The organism is bacterium, from assembly GCA_035945995.1.
Classification (GTDB): Bacteria; Sysuimicrobiota; Sysuimicrobiia; order Sysuimicrobiales; family Segetimicrobiaceae; genus DASSJF01.
In genome coordinates this window covers 58,505-72,596 of sequence record DASYZR010000143.1, presented here as the reverse complement: position 1 = coordinate 72,596, position 14,092 = coordinate 58,505, and the positions used below count along the sequence as shown (strand labels likewise).

General features: G+C 66.0%; 17 protein-coding genes. 7 read left to right on the top strand and 10 right to left on the bottom strand.

Annotated features, from left to right (window positions below):
* Positions 1-19 precede the first annotated feature (19 nt).
* Both pdxS and VGZ23_16565 read right to left on the bottom strand, forming a co-directional pair.
* On the bottom strand, positions 20-904 hold the full coding sequence (pdxS, locus tag VGZ23_16570) for a pyridoxal 5'-phosphate synthase lyase subunit PdxS (protein ID HEV2359207.1): 885 nt from the start codon (positions 902-904) through the stop codon (positions 20-22).
* A gap of 23 nt (positions 905-927) precedes the next feature.
* Entirely contained in the window at positions 928-1,518 is a 591-nt protein-coding gene (locus VGZ23_16565) for an HD domain-containing protein (GenBank protein ID HEV2359206.1), read from the bottom strand.
* A 215-nt stretch (positions 1,519-1,733) separates the two neighbouring features.
* Between VGZ23_16565 and VGZ23_16560 the strand changes: the two genes are divergently transcribed.
* The gene (locus tag VGZ23_16560) at positions 1,734-3,278 is read left to right on the top strand and encodes a PLP-dependent aminotransferase family protein (protein HEV2359205.1); all 1,545 of its coding nucleotides are present in this window, start codon (positions 1,734-1,736) and stop codon (positions 3,276-3,278) included.
* A gap of 21 nt (positions 3,279-3,299) precedes the next feature.
* Here VGZ23_16560 and VGZ23_16555 read toward each other — a convergent pair whose 3' ends face one another.
* From VGZ23_16555 to rpmH, 8 genes are all read right to left on the bottom strand, one after another.
* Entirely contained in the window at positions 3,300-4,148 is an 849-nt protein-coding gene (locus tag VGZ23_16555) for a ParB/RepB/Spo0J family partition protein (protein ID HEV2359204.1), read from the bottom strand.
* Positions 4,141-5,130 carry a ParA family protein gene (locus VGZ23_16550; GenBank protein ID HEV2359203.1) on the bottom strand — a complete coding sequence of 330 codons (990 nt, stop codon included), beginning with the start codon at positions 5,128-5,130 and terminating at the stop codon, positions 4,141-4,143. Before VGZ23_16550 ends, VGZ23_16555 begins: the two co-directional genes overlap by 8 nt.
* A 108-nt stretch (positions 5,131-5,238) precedes the next feature.
* Entirely contained in the window at positions 5,239-5,946 is a 708-nt protein-coding gene (gene rsmG / locus VGZ23_16545; GenBank protein ID HEV2359202.1) for a 16S rRNA (guanine(527)-N(7))-methyltransferase RsmG, read from the bottom strand.
* A gap of 8 nt (positions 5,947-5,954) precedes the next feature.
* The gene (gene jag, locus VGZ23_16540; GenBank protein ID HEV2359201.1) at positions 5,955-6,725 is read right to left on the bottom strand and encodes an RNA-binding cell elongation regulator Jag/EloR; all 771 of its coding nucleotides are present in this window, start codon (positions 6,723-6,725) and stop codon (positions 5,955-5,957) included.
* The gene (locus VGZ23_16535; protein HEV2359200.1) at positions 6,722-7,522 is read right to left on the bottom strand and encodes a YidC/Oxa1 family membrane protein insertase; all 801 of its coding nucleotides are present in this window, start codon (positions 7,520-7,522) and stop codon (positions 6,722-6,724) included. The genes jag and VGZ23_16535 overlap by 4 nt, the downstream gene beginning before the upstream one ends.
* A complete protein-coding gene (gene yidD, locus VGZ23_16530; GenBank protein HEV2359199.1) occupies positions 7,515-7,778 on the bottom strand; it encodes a membrane protein insertion efficiency factor YidD in 264 nt (87 codons plus the stop codon). The genes VGZ23_16535 and yidD overlap by 8 nt, the downstream gene beginning before the upstream one ends.
* Positions 7,760-8,185, bottom strand: a complete 426-nt coding sequence (rnpA, locus tag VGZ23_16525; protein ID HEV2359198.1) for a ribonuclease P protein component — start codon at positions 8,183-8,185, stop codon at positions 7,760-7,762. The genes yidD and rnpA overlap by 19 nt, the downstream gene beginning before the upstream one ends.
* A complete protein-coding gene (gene rpmH, locus VGZ23_16520; GenBank protein HEV2359197.1) occupies positions 8,133-8,270 on the bottom strand; it encodes a 50S ribosomal protein L34 in 138 nt (45 codons plus the stop codon). Before rpmH ends, rnpA begins: the two co-directional genes overlap by 53 nt.
* Positions 8,271-8,547: 277 nt before the next feature.
* On the opposite strand from rpmH, the gene VGZ23_16515 reads away from it, so the two are divergent.
* The 6 genes from VGZ23_16515 (at position 8,548) to VGZ23_16490 (ending at position 14,092) form a co-directional block, all read left to right on the top strand.
* Positions 8,548-9,657, top strand: coding sequence for an ATP-binding protein (locus VGZ23_16515; protein HEV2359196.1), 1,110 nt, complete (start codon positions 8,548-8,550; stop codon positions 9,655-9,657).
* 48 nt (positions 9,658-9,705) lie between these two features.
* On the top strand, positions 9,706-11,100 hold the full coding sequence (dnaA, locus tag VGZ23_16510; GenBank protein ID HEV2359195.1) for a chromosomal replication initiator protein DnaA: 1,395 nt from the start codon (positions 9,706-9,708) through the stop codon (positions 11,098-11,100).
* Positions 11,101-11,314: 214 nt separating this feature from the next.
* Positions 11,315-12,421: a DNA polymerase III subunit beta gene (gene dnaN, locus VGZ23_16505; GenBank protein ID HEV2359194.1), complete on the top strand. Its 1,107-nt coding sequence runs from the start codon at positions 11,315-11,317 to the stop codon at positions 12,419-12,421.
* Positions 12,384-12,641 (top strand): RNA-binding S4 domain-containing protein, encoded by a 258-nt coding sequence (locus tag VGZ23_16500; protein ID HEV2359193.1) that lies wholly within the window; start codon positions 12,384-12,386, stop codon positions 12,639-12,641. The genes dnaN and VGZ23_16500 overlap by 38 nt, the downstream gene beginning before the upstream one ends.
* Positions 12,628-13,761 (top strand): DNA replication/repair protein RecF, encoded by a 1,134-nt coding sequence (gene recF, locus VGZ23_16495; GenBank protein HEV2359192.1) that lies wholly within the window; start codon positions 12,628-12,630, stop codon positions 13,759-13,761. Before VGZ23_16500 ends, recF begins: the two co-directional genes overlap by 14 nt.
* Complete coding sequence (locus tag VGZ23_16490) at positions 13,748-14,092, top strand: DUF721 domain-containing protein (GenBank protein ID HEV2359191.1); 345 nt, start codon at positions 13,748-13,750, stop codon at positions 14,090-14,092. The genes recF and VGZ23_16490 overlap by 14 nt, the downstream gene beginning before the upstream one ends.

Genomic DNA, 14,092 nt, shown 5'->3' with positions numbered 1-14,092 from the left:
GCCGACCTTCGGTGTCTCGTTACCAGCCACGGGTTTGAAGAAGCTCGCCCTCCGGGAGTTTCCGGACGTCCAGACCCTTCATCGGCTCGCCGATGCCCTCGGACACCCGTGCCACGACGTCCGCGTCCTTGAAGTGCGTGGTGGCCTCGACGATCGCCTTCGCCCGCCGCGCCGGATCCTTGGATTTGAAGATCCCCGAGCCGACGAAGTTGCCGTCGCACCCCAGCTGCATCATGAGCGCCGCGTCCGCCGGCGTCGCGATCCCGCCCGCCGAGAAGTTCACGACGGGGAGCCGCCCGAGTGAGCGCGTTTCGAGCACGAGCTCGTACGGTGCGCCGAGTTCCTTGGCCACCGTCATGAGCTCTTCTTCCGGCGCCGCCTGGAGCATGCGGATGCCGTCCATGACCGCGCGCATGTGACGGACCGCCTCCACGACGTTCCCCGTTCCGGCTTCGCCCTTCGTGCGGATCATCGCGGCGCCCTCGCCGATGCGCCGGAGGGCCTCGCCGAGATCGCGGCAGCCGCACACGAACGGGACTTTGAACACGTGCTTGTTGATATGATACCGCTCGTCGGCCGGCGTGAGGACTTCGCTCTCGTCGATGAAGTCGACGCCCAGGGCCTCGAGCACCTGCGCCTCCACGAAGTGGCCGATCCGCACTTTGGCCATCACCGGAATCGTGACGACCTCCATGATCTCCTTGACCTTGAGCGGATCCGCCATTCGGGCGACGCCCCCCTCGGCCCGAATGTCGGCCGGCACCCGCTCGAGCGCCATGACGGCGCAGGCGCCGGCGTCTTCGGCGATCTTCGCCTGCTCCGCCGTCGTCACGTCCATGATCACGCCGCCCTTCAGCATCTGCGCCAGGCCCCGCTTCAGCTTGACCGTTCCGACCTCTGCCATCTCCGTGCCTCCCTCCGCGCGGTTTACGCGTTGCCGGCCGCATTCCCGGCCGAAGCCCCGTCCAGACCAAGTGGTGACGCGATTCCCTGCAGCGCCCCGATCACGACCCCGATGTGCTCGTCCACCGGGACGCCCAACTCCTCGGCTCCCCGCACGATGTCGTCCCGCCGCACCGCGCGGGCAAACGCCTTGTCCTTCATCTTCTTGCGCACCGAGGCGACGTCGACTTCGGCGATCGCGCGGGAGGGCCGGACGAGGGCCACGGCGATCACGAAGCCGCACAATTCGTCCGCGGCGAACAGGGCGTGCTCCATGCGCGTCTCCCGCGGCACGCCGCTGTAGTCGGCGTGCGACAAAATCGCCCGGCACAGCGGTTCGGCCAGCCCGCGCTCCCGCAGCATCTCGACACCGGCGAAGGGATGACCCGCCTCCTCGGACGGGTGCTTCTCATAGTCGAGATCGTGCAGGAGACCGGCGAGGCCCCAGGCGTCCTCATCCTCCCCGAACCGGCGGGCGTACGCGCGCATCACTGCCTCGACCGCCAGCATATGCTTTTGCAGATTGACCGAGGGCGTCTCGGCGACCAGAAGCGCCCATGCCGCGTCTCGCGTCACGTTACGAGCACCTTCCTCGGCTCAGACATAGCAAACGATTCGTCAGTTGCTATTTATTATTAATAACACTAGTTGACTTCCTCTTCAAACATAGTAACATATCTATAATCTACGCTGCCAGTTTAGTCAATATTATTATCTACAGTCCATATTGGCGGCTTAGCCTGTTAAGGGTTCGCGATATCGCAACGCACGCACCATCGAGAAGGACAGGATTGGAGGCAAACGTGAGCTCAATCCAACTGGCGCGGGATTCGGATGTGCCGATTTACCGCCAGCTACACGCCGAGCTCGCGGCGCTGATCCGATCGGGCCGGATAGCCCCTGGTGAGCGTCTCCCGTCGGTCCGCGAACTCGCACGTGAGCTCGCCGTAAGTCTCATCACGGTCGTGCAGGCCTATCAGGTGTTGGCCGCGGATGGGCTCGTGCAGGCCACTGTCGGCCGCGGAACGTTCGCCGTTATCCCTGCGACGCCAGCTGCAGCCGGCAACGTTTCACGTGAAACAGTCCATGATCAAGACGCGTTGGCCTGGCAATCATCGTTGCCCGTTCACCTGCGCGCGCCCCGCGTTGCGGCGATGGAGGCGCTACTGAAACCCGCCGTACGGTCCAACGTAATCCCTCTGGCCGGCGGGATTCCGGACCCGACGCTGTTTCCGGTGAGAGCGCTTGGCCGCCTGTGGCATCGGGCCCTTGCGATCGAAGACCCGAGGTTCCTACAGTACGGCTCTCCTCAGGGAGATCAAAACCTGCGAGGGTGGGTCGCGGACCATTGCGGAGCGCTAGGGATCACGGCGAGGCCCGAAGACGTGCTGATTACGTCCGGATCACAGCAGGCGATCGACCTGGTGACCAGGACCCTAGTGGCGCCTGGCGACCACGTGCTCGTCGAAAGCCCAACGTTCCTGACCGCGCTGGATATCCTCGAGGGCCGCGGCGCGAAGGTGATCGGTGTACCCGTGGACGCCGACGGCATGCGCGTCGACCTCGCCGCGTCGCTGATCGACCGGTTTCAACCCAGGCTGATCTATACGGTTCCGACCGCTCAGAATCCAACGGGAACGGTCATGAGCGACGAGCGCCGGCGGCGGCTCGTGGCCATGGCGCGCCAACATAATCTGCTCGTCCTTGAGGACGACTCCTGCAGTGAGTTCACCTATGACAACGAGCCCCCGCCGGGAATCAAAGCCTATGACTCCGGCGGGCACGTCCTGTTTGCCCGGAGCTTTTCCAAGACGGTCATCCCGGGACTTCGCGTCGGGTGCGTCGTCGGCCAGGGTCCGTTGATGGCCCGGCTGATCGAGGCGAAGCTGGTTATGGACAGGTTCACTTCGCCGCTGATTCAGCGGACACTCTGGCGCTATCTGTCATCGAAGCAGTACGCGCGCGATCTGCGAATCGCAACGGACACGTACCGGCGCCGGCGGGATACCGTACTCAGGGTCCTGGAAGCGTCGATGCCCCCGGGCATTGAGTGGACGCGGCCGGCCGCCGGGTTCAATCTCTGGATCACGCTGCCGGCTGAAATTCCGGCTCGGGAGGCCTTCGCCGAAGCGCTGAAGGAAGGCGTCGCCTGTGGGCTCGGTGATCTGTTTCTTCCGCACACTCCACCGCCGTCGGGGTTACGGCTTTCGTTCGCGGACAAATCGGAAGACATCTTGACCGAGGGCATCAGACGGTTGTCGGTCGCCCTTCGAAGGCTCATGGCGGGCAGGGCGGTCCCCGCCCCCGACCAATCGGAGTACATGACCACGGTGTAGCGGCCGGCGGGTGGTGAGCGGTTACCGGAGCAGCAGGTCGATCAGCCGCTCCAGGTCCTGGGACGAGTAGTACTGAAGCTCGATCGTCCCGCGACCACCCCTTCCGTGAATGGCCGCGCCGGTCGTATAGCGCTCCCGCAATTGCCGCTCGAGATCGACAATCTGTGGATCGCGGCGGCGCCCCGAGCGAGACGATGTTTCACGTGAAACACGACGCGTCCTCGCCCGTACCACGGCCTCCGTCTCTCTGACCGACAGGGAGCGTTCCTCGACCACCTTCCAGACGTCGAGCAGCGTATTCGGGTCCAGAAGCGCGAGGAGCGCCCGGCCGTGCCCTTCGGTGATCCGGCCATGGCCGATTGATGCTTGAACCTCCGCCGGAAGATCCAGCAGCCGGAGAGTGTTCGCCACGGCCGGCCGGCTCGAGCCCACAGCGTCCGCGACCTCGTCCTGTTTCATTTGGAATTCTTCGGCGAGCCGCCGGTAGGCCAGCGCCCGCTCGATCGCATTGAGATCCTCCCGCCGTAGGTTCTCAACCAGCGCGATCTCAAGCATCTCCCGGTCGCCGAGTTCCTTCACGACCGCAGGAATCGTGACGAGGCCGGCCTCCTTGGCCGCCCGCCACCGCCGCTCGCCCGCCACAAGCTGGTACCCTCCGTCTTGGACCCGCACCACGATGGGCTGGAGCACACCGTGCTTCCGGACAGACGCCACCAACTCGTCGAACTCCTGGCCGGCGATGTCCCGGCGCGGCTGGAAGGGGTTTGGCATCACGCGAAAAACGTCGATCTCCGAAGCGGCACCGACGGCTTCAGCCGACGCCCCCGGGATGAGGGCATCGAGGCCACGACCGAGTCCGCGTCTAATCATCGCCGTCACCTCGCAGCGCAGGGATGTGGTCCATCGCTCGTGGGCCGGGAACTGCGGATGGAGGGGATGCCAGCCCGACACGCTCCGCAAGTTCGAGTGCGAGGGCAAGGTACGCGGCGGCTCCGCGCGACCCCGGCGCGTACTCGCCCACCGGCTGGCCGTAACTGGGGGCCTCGGCCAACCGCACGCTCCTCGGAATCTCGATCTTGAACACGAGATCCGCGAAGTGCCGCCGGACTTCGGCGCCCACCTGATCGGACAACTTGGTCCGGGGATCGACCATGGTCAGAAGCACCCCGGCCACCCGCAGGCGGGGATTGAGATGGCGCCGCACGAGACCGATCGTGTCCAGAAGCTGTGTCAGGCCCTCCAACGCGTAGTACTCGCACTGGACAGGAATCAGGCAGGCCTCGGCGGCCGCCAGCGCGTTGACCGTGAGGAGACCGAGCGACGGGGGACAGTCCACGAGGATCAGGTCGTAGCGATCGCCGACCCGCGCCAGCGCCGACCGCAGTTTCGACTCGCGCGCGATCTGCGGCACCAGCTCGACTTCCGCGGCCGCCAGGCGCGGGTCGGCCGGCGCGATCTCCAGCCGTGCCGTGGGCGTGGGGATGATCACGCCGTCGAGCGGCGCGCCCATGACAACCGCGTCGTACGTGCTCGATGCGAGCGCGCGCTTGTCGATACCGGCGCCGCTGGTGCAGTTGCCCTGCGGATCCATGTCCACGAGGAGGATGCGGTGGCCGAACGACGCGAGGGAGGCGCCGAGGTTGACGGCGGTGGTCGACTTGCCCACGCCGCCTTTCTGATTCACGATCGCGAACGCGTGCGGCGTTGCTGCGACTCCTTTGTGCTGCGTCGAAAGTGCGATGCCTGCCCCGATCGGCGTCGATGCGATCGGGGACGTGTTCCCGCAATCGTCCGGCAAATCCTCCGGCGCCCCCGGCCGGACCGCCGCCGGCCCGGGGCGGCCGGCCGCCACCCGGCCGTCACGCCGGAAGGGTATATATATAGATGTATACACGGTCAGATGCTCGCCTGAACGCACGGCCCCCGATCGCGCCGGTCCGCCACGCCGGGGCCGGGTTCCCTACAACGGCCGGCGCGCCGGAACTCCCGCCCGCCTCGGATATCGGGCCGGCGCCTCGACGACCTTCTTCAGCAGCACGGTGGGGGAGCACAGCTGGGACCCCGCGGCACGGACCGCGGCCTCACCGCCGAGCAGCGTGAGCGCCCGAGCTGCTTCGCCGACCTCGTGCGCCGCGCCGGGGCCCTTCGGCAGGACCGCCATGCCGCCGGCCCGGAGCAGCGGCAACGTGTACTCAGCGAGGACGCGCACCGGCGCGAGTGCTCTCGCCGTCACGACGTCGTACTGCCCGCGATGCGCCGGATCCCGGCCCAGGGCCTCCGCGCGCATCTGCACGACATCGACGTTTGACAACGCGAGCTCCCGGGCGACGATCTCGAGGAATGCCGTCTTCTTCCTGGCCGCGTCGACGAGCACGACGCGCAGACCCGGACGCAGAATCGCGAGCGGCACGCCGGGCACGCCGGCGCCGCTGCCGAGATCGACCAGGCGCCCGGACTCCGGCACGAAGGGCAGGATGCAGAAAGCACCGACGACGAGCACCGCCGCGGCCTCGGTCGAGTCCACGCCGGTCAGTTGCACGCGCGGGCGCCACTCGTCGACCAGCGCGAGGAAGCGTTCGAGGCACGTATACCGGTCGGGGGAAATCGTCAGATCGAGCTCCGCGGCCCCCGCCGCGAGGACCGTGCCCGGTCCGTGAGGCGCCGCCACCGGTGGCGTTAGCCCTCGGCGTCCTCCACGGCGTCTTCGTCGGCCGCGTTCGGCTCGCCGCGTCGCGCCTCCGGCGCACGCCGTGGGCCGACTCCGGCCGGCACGCTCCCCCGAGGCGCGATGACGATGTGCCGCTCCGCGCCATCGCCCTCGCTGTATGTCGTCACGTTGGAATCCTCGGCCATCATCGTGTGGATGAAGCGCCGCTCCGATGCGGGCATCGGGTCGAGCGGCACCGCCTCGCCGCTCCGGCGAACGCGGCCGGCGACGCGCTGCACCAGCGCCTGCAGCGTCTCGCGGCGCCGCTCACGATACCGTTCCGCGTCCACGACGACCGGCACCCGCCGGCCCACGCGCCGCATCGTGATCAGGTTGACCAACAGGTCCAGCGCCTCGAGCGTCTGTCCGTGCCGGCCGATCAGCGGGGCGAGCTGGGGCCCGGCGACCGTGACGTGCACCGCGCCTTCCTCCTCCCGCGCCGTCACCGAGACGCTCATGCCCATCGCGTCGACCAGCGACGCCGTCACCCGGCGCGCCACGGCCACGGGATCGTCGGTCGCGACGAGGGGCGCCGCGACGGCTTCGTCCGCGTCGCCGGCTTCGATCGCCGAAAGGAGAGTCACGCGCACCCGGGCCTCCCGGGAGCCGAGCCCGAGCACCCCCCGGCTGCCCTCATCGAGCACCATGAGATCCACGTCTTCACGCTTGGCCCCGAGCGTGCGAAGGGCGTTCCGGATCGCCTCCTCGACCGTGCGTCCGGAGCCCTCGGCCGAGTTCACGCCTGTTTCGCCCCCTTCCGGCCGCCTTGGGCGCGGCCGCGGCGATCGATGGGCTTGGCGGCGGGCTGTGCCGGCGCCGCGGTGGCTCGGGACTGCGCGATCGCCTGTGACTTCGTCGGCTCAACCGCCTTCGGATGCGGCGGGCCCACGACGAGGAAGTATTCGCCGATGTAGGCGGTGGTGGACACGGTCCAGTAGATGGACAGCCCCACCGCGTAATTCAGCGCGAAGTACCCGAACATGATCGGCATGAAAACGAACAGCTTGGCCTGGGTCGGATCGGTCACGCTCATCTTCTGCTGGTACCAGGTGGTCAGGCCGACCAGCACGGGGAAGATCAGCGCCACGAGGTACACGGGATGGTTCGGCAGCGCCCGCAGCACGTACATCATCGGCCGGTCGGCCATGCCGAGCCACGGCATTCCAGTGACGGTGGCGGTCCCGAACAGATCTCGGCGCGACAGCAGGCCGAAGAGTCCGTAGAGCACGGGCATCTGCACGAGCATCGGCAGGCAGCCCATCATCGGATTCACGTTGTGGGCGCGGTAGAGCGCCATCATCTCTTGATTGAGCGTCTTGGGATCTTCCTTGTGCTTGCGGCGGAGCGTCTCCATGTGCGGCGCCAGCACCTGCATCGCCTTCATCGACCGCAGCTGAACGCGCGTCAGCGGATGGATCACGGCCTTGACGATCAGCGTCAGCAGCACGACCGACAGGGTGTAGTCATGCGTCAGTCCGTGGAGTGCCGCGAGCACCGCGGCCAGGACGTTGATGACCGGACTGAGCAGCTTAAACAACCTCAGGCCTCCGCGCTTCGGCAGGGCGCCCCGGGACGGGATCGTAGCCCCCCGGATGAAGTGGATGGCACCGGAGCACCCGGCGTACGGCCAGCCAACCGCCCCGGACGAGCCCGTGGTGTTCGACCGCCTGCGCGGCGTACTCGGAGCATGACGGTGTGAACCGGCACGACGGCGGCAGGTACGGCGAGATCCAACGCTGGTACCAGCGGATCACCCCGACCGCAATCATACGCCCTACCCGGCATCCCCGCATATGAGCCGCCCAGCGGCGCACAACGCGTTCATCTCCTGCACGATCTCCGCAAACCCGGCCTGCGCAATCCCGGAGCGCGCGACCAGCACGATATCGCCGCGGCCGCACAACCGCGGCTCCACGCGGCGAAACGCCTCCCGCAACCGGCGCTTGGCTCGATTTCTGACGACCGCGCCGCCGAGCCGGCGTCCCGCGGTCACCCCGACGCGGCGTTCCGCCGCCGTAGCCCGAAGGTAGAGGACAAGCGTCTCGCCAGGATAGCGGCGGCCTTCGCGATACACCCGGGAAAAGTCCGCATGCGAGACCAGCCGGCCGGCCCTGGCGGCCATCGGCTCGGGGGACGCTGCCGGCCCGCTACGCGGGCGAAAGCCGGCGCCGGCCGCGCTGCCGCCGCCGCCGCAGCACATTGCGCCCTCCCGGCGTCCGCATTCTCACCCGGAACCCATGCGTCCGGGCGCGGCGCCGGCGGTTGGGCTGAAACGTACGCTTCACGATAGTACCCTCTACGGTGAGTACGGGCCCCAACCGGGGCTCGGAGACCAAATGAATATAGCACACAGCCTGAGCACCGTCCACGGAAGCGAGCCGCAAGACGCCCTATGCCGCGGGAATCAGAAGGCCCACCCGGCACCACTGCGCAACTGAAACCCTGCCGGCCGATTCGTGGGAGAATTTCGCCAAATTGGTGATAACTTGTGAATATTAACGCATATTACCCACAGTTTTCACGGTAGCCAGCAGGTCAACAACGGACACCGCTTCCCTTTTCATGCAGATCGTGGAGTTTTTTGGCATCCCGGCAGGAGTCGGACGGGATTATCCACAACATCTTCCATACCTGTGGATAACACCGTCCACTCGCCGTTACCCGTATGGGACAACGTCGGCACACACCGGCAGTGAGGGACCGCGCGGGCAATCGCTGAAAACGCGGCCGTCTTCTCTCCACAGAGTTGACCGCACCCCGGCACGTCACTGGCACGTTCGAAAAGCCTGGGACGTCAGGCGCAAACAAAGGAGGGCCTCCGCATGCAGCCAAATTTCTCTTGGCGCATGCGGGGGGCTCGTCTCGATGCAGGACTTCTTCCTGCGGCTTGTGTCTCAACAGGGGGATGAGACGCCGAGCGAGGCGCAGGCGCCTGAGGTTCGCGTGGCGATCTACGACTCTCCGCTTGCACCGCCGCAGGTCATCTCGCTTTCGTCGGACGACTTCAACCAACTCATCGGCGAGCTGTCGGCACGCACCCACGGGTACGCACGCGAACGCGGCGGGCGCATTCCCTTCGTCGTCATCAAGGAGATTCTGGAAAATCTGATCCACGCGTACTTCAAGGACGCCGTCGTCACGATCATGGACGACGGCAATACGATCCGGATCTCGGATCAAGGGCCGGGAATTCGTGACAAAGAGCGGGCATTTGAACCGGGGTTCACGACGGCGACGCGCGAGATGCGGCGGCTCATCAAAGGCGTCGGATCCGGCCTGCCGGTGGCGCGCGAACAACTGGCGTTCCTGGGCGGCATGATTACGATCGAAGACAACTTGAAAAGCGGCACCGTGGTCACCCTGCGGGTCGGTGCCCCGCCGGCGGTGACCCCGCCGGCGCCGGTCCCGGACCAACCCACCGCGGACCAGGCGGCGGCCGCCGCCGTCCGCCTGACCGATCGGGAGAAGAAGATCCTGCTGCTGATCGCCGAGATCGGGGCGGCGGGCCCGTCCACGATCGCCAAGGAGCTCGGGATGAGTCAAAGCACTGCGTTCCGCGAACTCCAGTCGCTGCAGCGCCTGCGCCTCCTCACCGTCGGTACGGCCGATCCCGGCAAGCGCACGCTCACGGAAGAAGGCATCGCGTTCCTTGGCTCGGTGTTCAAGGCATAGTCAAGACCGACAACCCGGCGTGAACGACCGGCTGGAGGGGCTCAACGAATGGACGTGCAGAGTATTACGATCGGCCAGGTGTGGCAGGAAGCCCTAGCCAGGATTGAAAGCCAGCTCAGCAAGCCGAGTTTCGAGGCGTTCGTCAAGGCCATGCGGCCGCTCGCGTTGGAACAGGACGTCTTTGTGTTTTCCGTGCCGAGCACCTTCGCCAAGGACTGGCTTGAGGGCCGCTACCGCGGCCTCATCGCGGAAACGCTTCGGGAAGTCCTGACACGGGGCGTCGACATCCGTTTCATCGTCTCGGAAGGCGACGGGGTCGCGCAAGCGCCCCGGACGGCCGCGGCCGCGCAATCAACGGCCAGACCGGACAGCGGCGCCCACACAACCGTGGCCGATGCCCGGCAGGCCCTGACCGGCAAATACACGTTCGACACCTTCGTCGTGGGAGCCGGCAACCGCTTTGCGCACGCGGCCGCCAAGGCGGTCGCGGAAGCGCCGGCCCGCAACTACAATCCGCTGTTCATCTACGGCGGCGTCGGACTGGGCAAGACGCACCTCCTCCAAGCCATCGGCCACCACGTCCTCGCGCATTCGCCCGCGGCGCGCGTGATGTACGTCTCCTCGGAGCGATTCACGAACGATCTGATCAACGCCATCCGCGACGACAAGATGGTCGAATTCCGGCAACGCTACCGAAACGTCGATGTCCTGGCCATCGATGACATTCAGTTTCTGGCCGGCAAAGAGCGGACGCAAGAAGAATTCTTCCATACGTTCAACACCCTACACGAGTCGAGCCGGCAACTCATCATCAGCAGCGATCGGGCTCCCCGCGAGATTCCGACCCTGGAAGACCGCCTGCGCTCCCGCTTCGAGTGGGGCCTCATCGCCGACATTCAACCGCCGGACTTCGAAACGCGGGTGGCGATTCTCAGAAAGAAGGCCGAAAAGGACCACATCGCCGTGCCGGACGAGGTCGCGCAGTACATCGCCCAGCACATTTCCTCCAACATCCGGGAACTCGAGGGGGCGCTCAGCAGGCTCCGGGCTCATGCGGAGATGACGCGCACCCCCATTTCGGTGGACCTTGCGGCCGACGTGCTCAAGGAGCTTCTCCCGCAGGCGCGGATCCGCCCGGTGACGATTCCGGCGATCCAGCGGGCCGTCGCGGAGTTCTTCGGGATCCGGATCGAAGAAATGAAAGCGAAACGTCGCACGAAGGGCGTCGCATTCCCTCGCCAAGTCGCCATGTACCTGAGCCGTGAACTTACCGATGCTTCGCTTCCCCGAATCGGAGAAGAGTTCGGCGGCCGCGACCACACGACGGTCATGCACGCATGCGACCGGGTAAAGCATGCGCTGCTCGAAGACAGCCATCTCAACGCCGGGATCCAGAGTCTTGTGGAGAGCTTCCGGATTGAACGGGGGGCCGGCCGCGGATAGCGTGTGTATCAAACTGGAACTGTCCACGGATCCCCAGCGTCGAGAGCGGAATCGTCCGGATAAGGTGCATTTCCCTCAAATCCTGGCAATCTGCTTATCCACAGGCCGAAATCTCGTTGAGGCGGGGATTCCTGCCGATATTCACATAATCCACAGGTTCTATTACTATTACGACGAATTTTATATATGAAAAGTTCTCTTTAAGGAGGGCTGAATGCACCTCCGCTGCTCCCAGGATCACCTGCTCAGAGCTGTTCAAACGGTTGGTCGGGCTATTTCTCCTCGAGCCAGCATGCCAATTCTTGGTAACGTGCTTCTTGAAACAACGAAAAACGGCGCAAAATTGGCTGCGACAGATCTAGAACTCGGAATCGAGGCGTATGTAAACGGAACCACCACGGAAGGTGGTGCCGTTACTCTTCCAGCCCGTATTTTGATGGATATTGTAACCAATCTTCCTGAAGGTCCCGTTGAGGTGGTCGTAGCCGAGGGGGAATCAAAAGCTATAATAACGTCCGAAAACGTACGGTTCGAGATCCTGGGACTTCCTGCCGCAGATTTCCCTCTCATGCCGTCCGGAGAAGGTGATGTCGTTGTCAAGTTGGATGCCGGACTGCTTCGAACAATGATTCGGCAAACGAGTTTCGCCGTTTCAACGGATGAAACACGGCCGTTTTTGACCGGAGTATATCTCGTTGTAGACGGTGCGCAGGGACATCTGGTTGCCACCGACGGGGGACGGCTTGCCGTCCGCCGAGCAAAGATGGCGGGGAGCCGCGCCAAGATCGGTGCGATCGTCCCGAGCAAGACGATGGCGGAGTTGGTCCGGGTACTCGGAACGGTGGAAGGCGACGTTACCGTGGCGTCGCACGAGAACCAGCTCATCTTTTCGCTGCCCGAAATACGGTTTGTATCACGGCTGATCGCCGGCCAGTTCCCGAATTACGAGCAGGTGATCCCCAAGGAGTTCAAGCAACGAATCACGGTCGGCACGGAGCGGCTCCTCCGTGGCGTCCGCCGGGCCAGTATTACAGCCAGAGATTCGGCCAATGTGGTCAGGCTGAACGCGGCCGAAGGAACGCTCACGATCTCGTCCAACACGCCGGATGTCGGCAAGGCCCAAGAGGATATCGAAGTCCGCGTTGAAGGCGACGCGATCCCGGTCGCCTTCAACGCCAAGTTTCTGATGGACGCTCTCGCGAATATCGATGCGGCCGATGTTCACTTCGATCTGACCGGACCGCTCAGTCCCGGCGCGCTTCACCCGACGGACACCTCGGAGTATGTCTACGTTCTCGCGCCGGTCCGCGTCTACTCGTAGCGCCGGTCCGCAGGCGATCGCGATCGAGACCGGCCGGATTGGCCTCGGCGATTTTCTCAAATGGGCCGGGGCCGCCGACACGGGCGGCCGGGCGAAGCAGATGGTTCAGGGCGGCGCCGTGAAGGTCAACGGCGCCGTGGAGCGCCGGCGCGGGCGGCAACTCGCGTCCGGCGACCGCGTCGCCGTGGCCGGGAAGGAGTATCTGGTTGTGGCTCGCTGAACTCAGGCTTCGCGATTTCCGCAACTACGGCCGCGCCGACCTGGTGTTCGACTCCGGCATGACGGTACTCATCGGAGCGAACGCGCAGGGGAAGAGCAATCTTCTGGAGAGCGTGTATACCGCCGCGATGGGCCGGAGTCCGCGTGCGTCGGCCGACACCGATCTGATCCGATTTGGGCAGGACCGGGCGTACGTCCGGGCCGAGGTGCGCGGTCCGCGTGCGGACACGCTCGAAATCGCGGTCGACCGCACCACCGGCGAGAAACGGACGAAGGTGAACGGTGTGGCCGTGCAGCGGGGGCAATTACTTGGGCGGTTGGGCGTCGTGTTTGCCGGTCCGTTGGACGATGACGTGGTTCGGGGAGCGCCCGGTGCGAGACGCCGCTTGTTGGACGCGGCGTTGAGCCAGGCGAGCCCATCGTATTACTTTACGCTGACCCGGTACCTGCGCGTCGTGCGGCAGCGCAACCGGCTGTTGGCCGAGGGCGCCGGGAGTGCGGCGCTCGAGCCGTGGGACGAGCAGTTCGTCGCGCTGGGCGCGACGGTAGTGGAGCGCCGGCGCGGGTTCGTGCGGGCGCTCGCCGCGCGGGCCGCGTCGCGGCACGCGCGCATCGCGGCCGGCGCGGAGCGGCTGGACGCGGTGTATGTCTGCACCGCCGACGACCACCCTGCGGGGGCCGGCGCGAACGAAAGCGGCGGGCCCGTCCCGCGTGCCGCCGACGCGAAGGCGTTGGCGCGGGCGCTGGCGGCACGCCGAGGGGAGGAGCTGCGCCGGCGGACCAGCCTGATCGGACCGCACCGCGACGACCTCCGCATCACCGTCAACGGCATCGATCTCCGTGTTTTCGGGTCGCGCGGCCAGCAGCATACCGCCGCGTTGAGCCTGCGACTCGGCGAGGCGGAGTTGCTGCGCGACGAACTCGGGACCTGGCCCGTTCTGCTGCTGGACGACGTGCTGGCCGATCTCGATCCTGCCCGGCAGATCACGCTGCTGCGCGAACTCGCAGAACCGCAGGTGCTGCTGACGCACACCGTCGCTCCGCTCCCCGCCGGTGTTTCCCTCCGGACCTTGATCGTCCGCGGTGGAACAGTCGCCGCCGGCGCCGATGTACGCGCTTAAGGAGTTGCTCGGCGACGCGTTGTCGGCGCTGATCGGGCCGCGGCGCGCGCGGCTGGGCGGAGTTCTGGATGCGTGGCCCGAGGTCATTGGAGAGGTGCGGGCCTGTCACGCCCGGGCGCTCGGCGTTCGCGGCCACACGCTGATCGTTGCGACGGACCATTCGGCCGTCTATTACGAGCTCGGTATGCAGCGGGCGTCGCTGATCGAGGCGCTCAACGCTCGGGCCGGCGATCGAGTCATTACCGAGATTCACCTGACGATGCGGCCGCTGGGTGCTTCGGGCGGTGAGCCGGCCGCCGGCGGCGAGGGACCGCCGCCCGCCGGGGGTTGA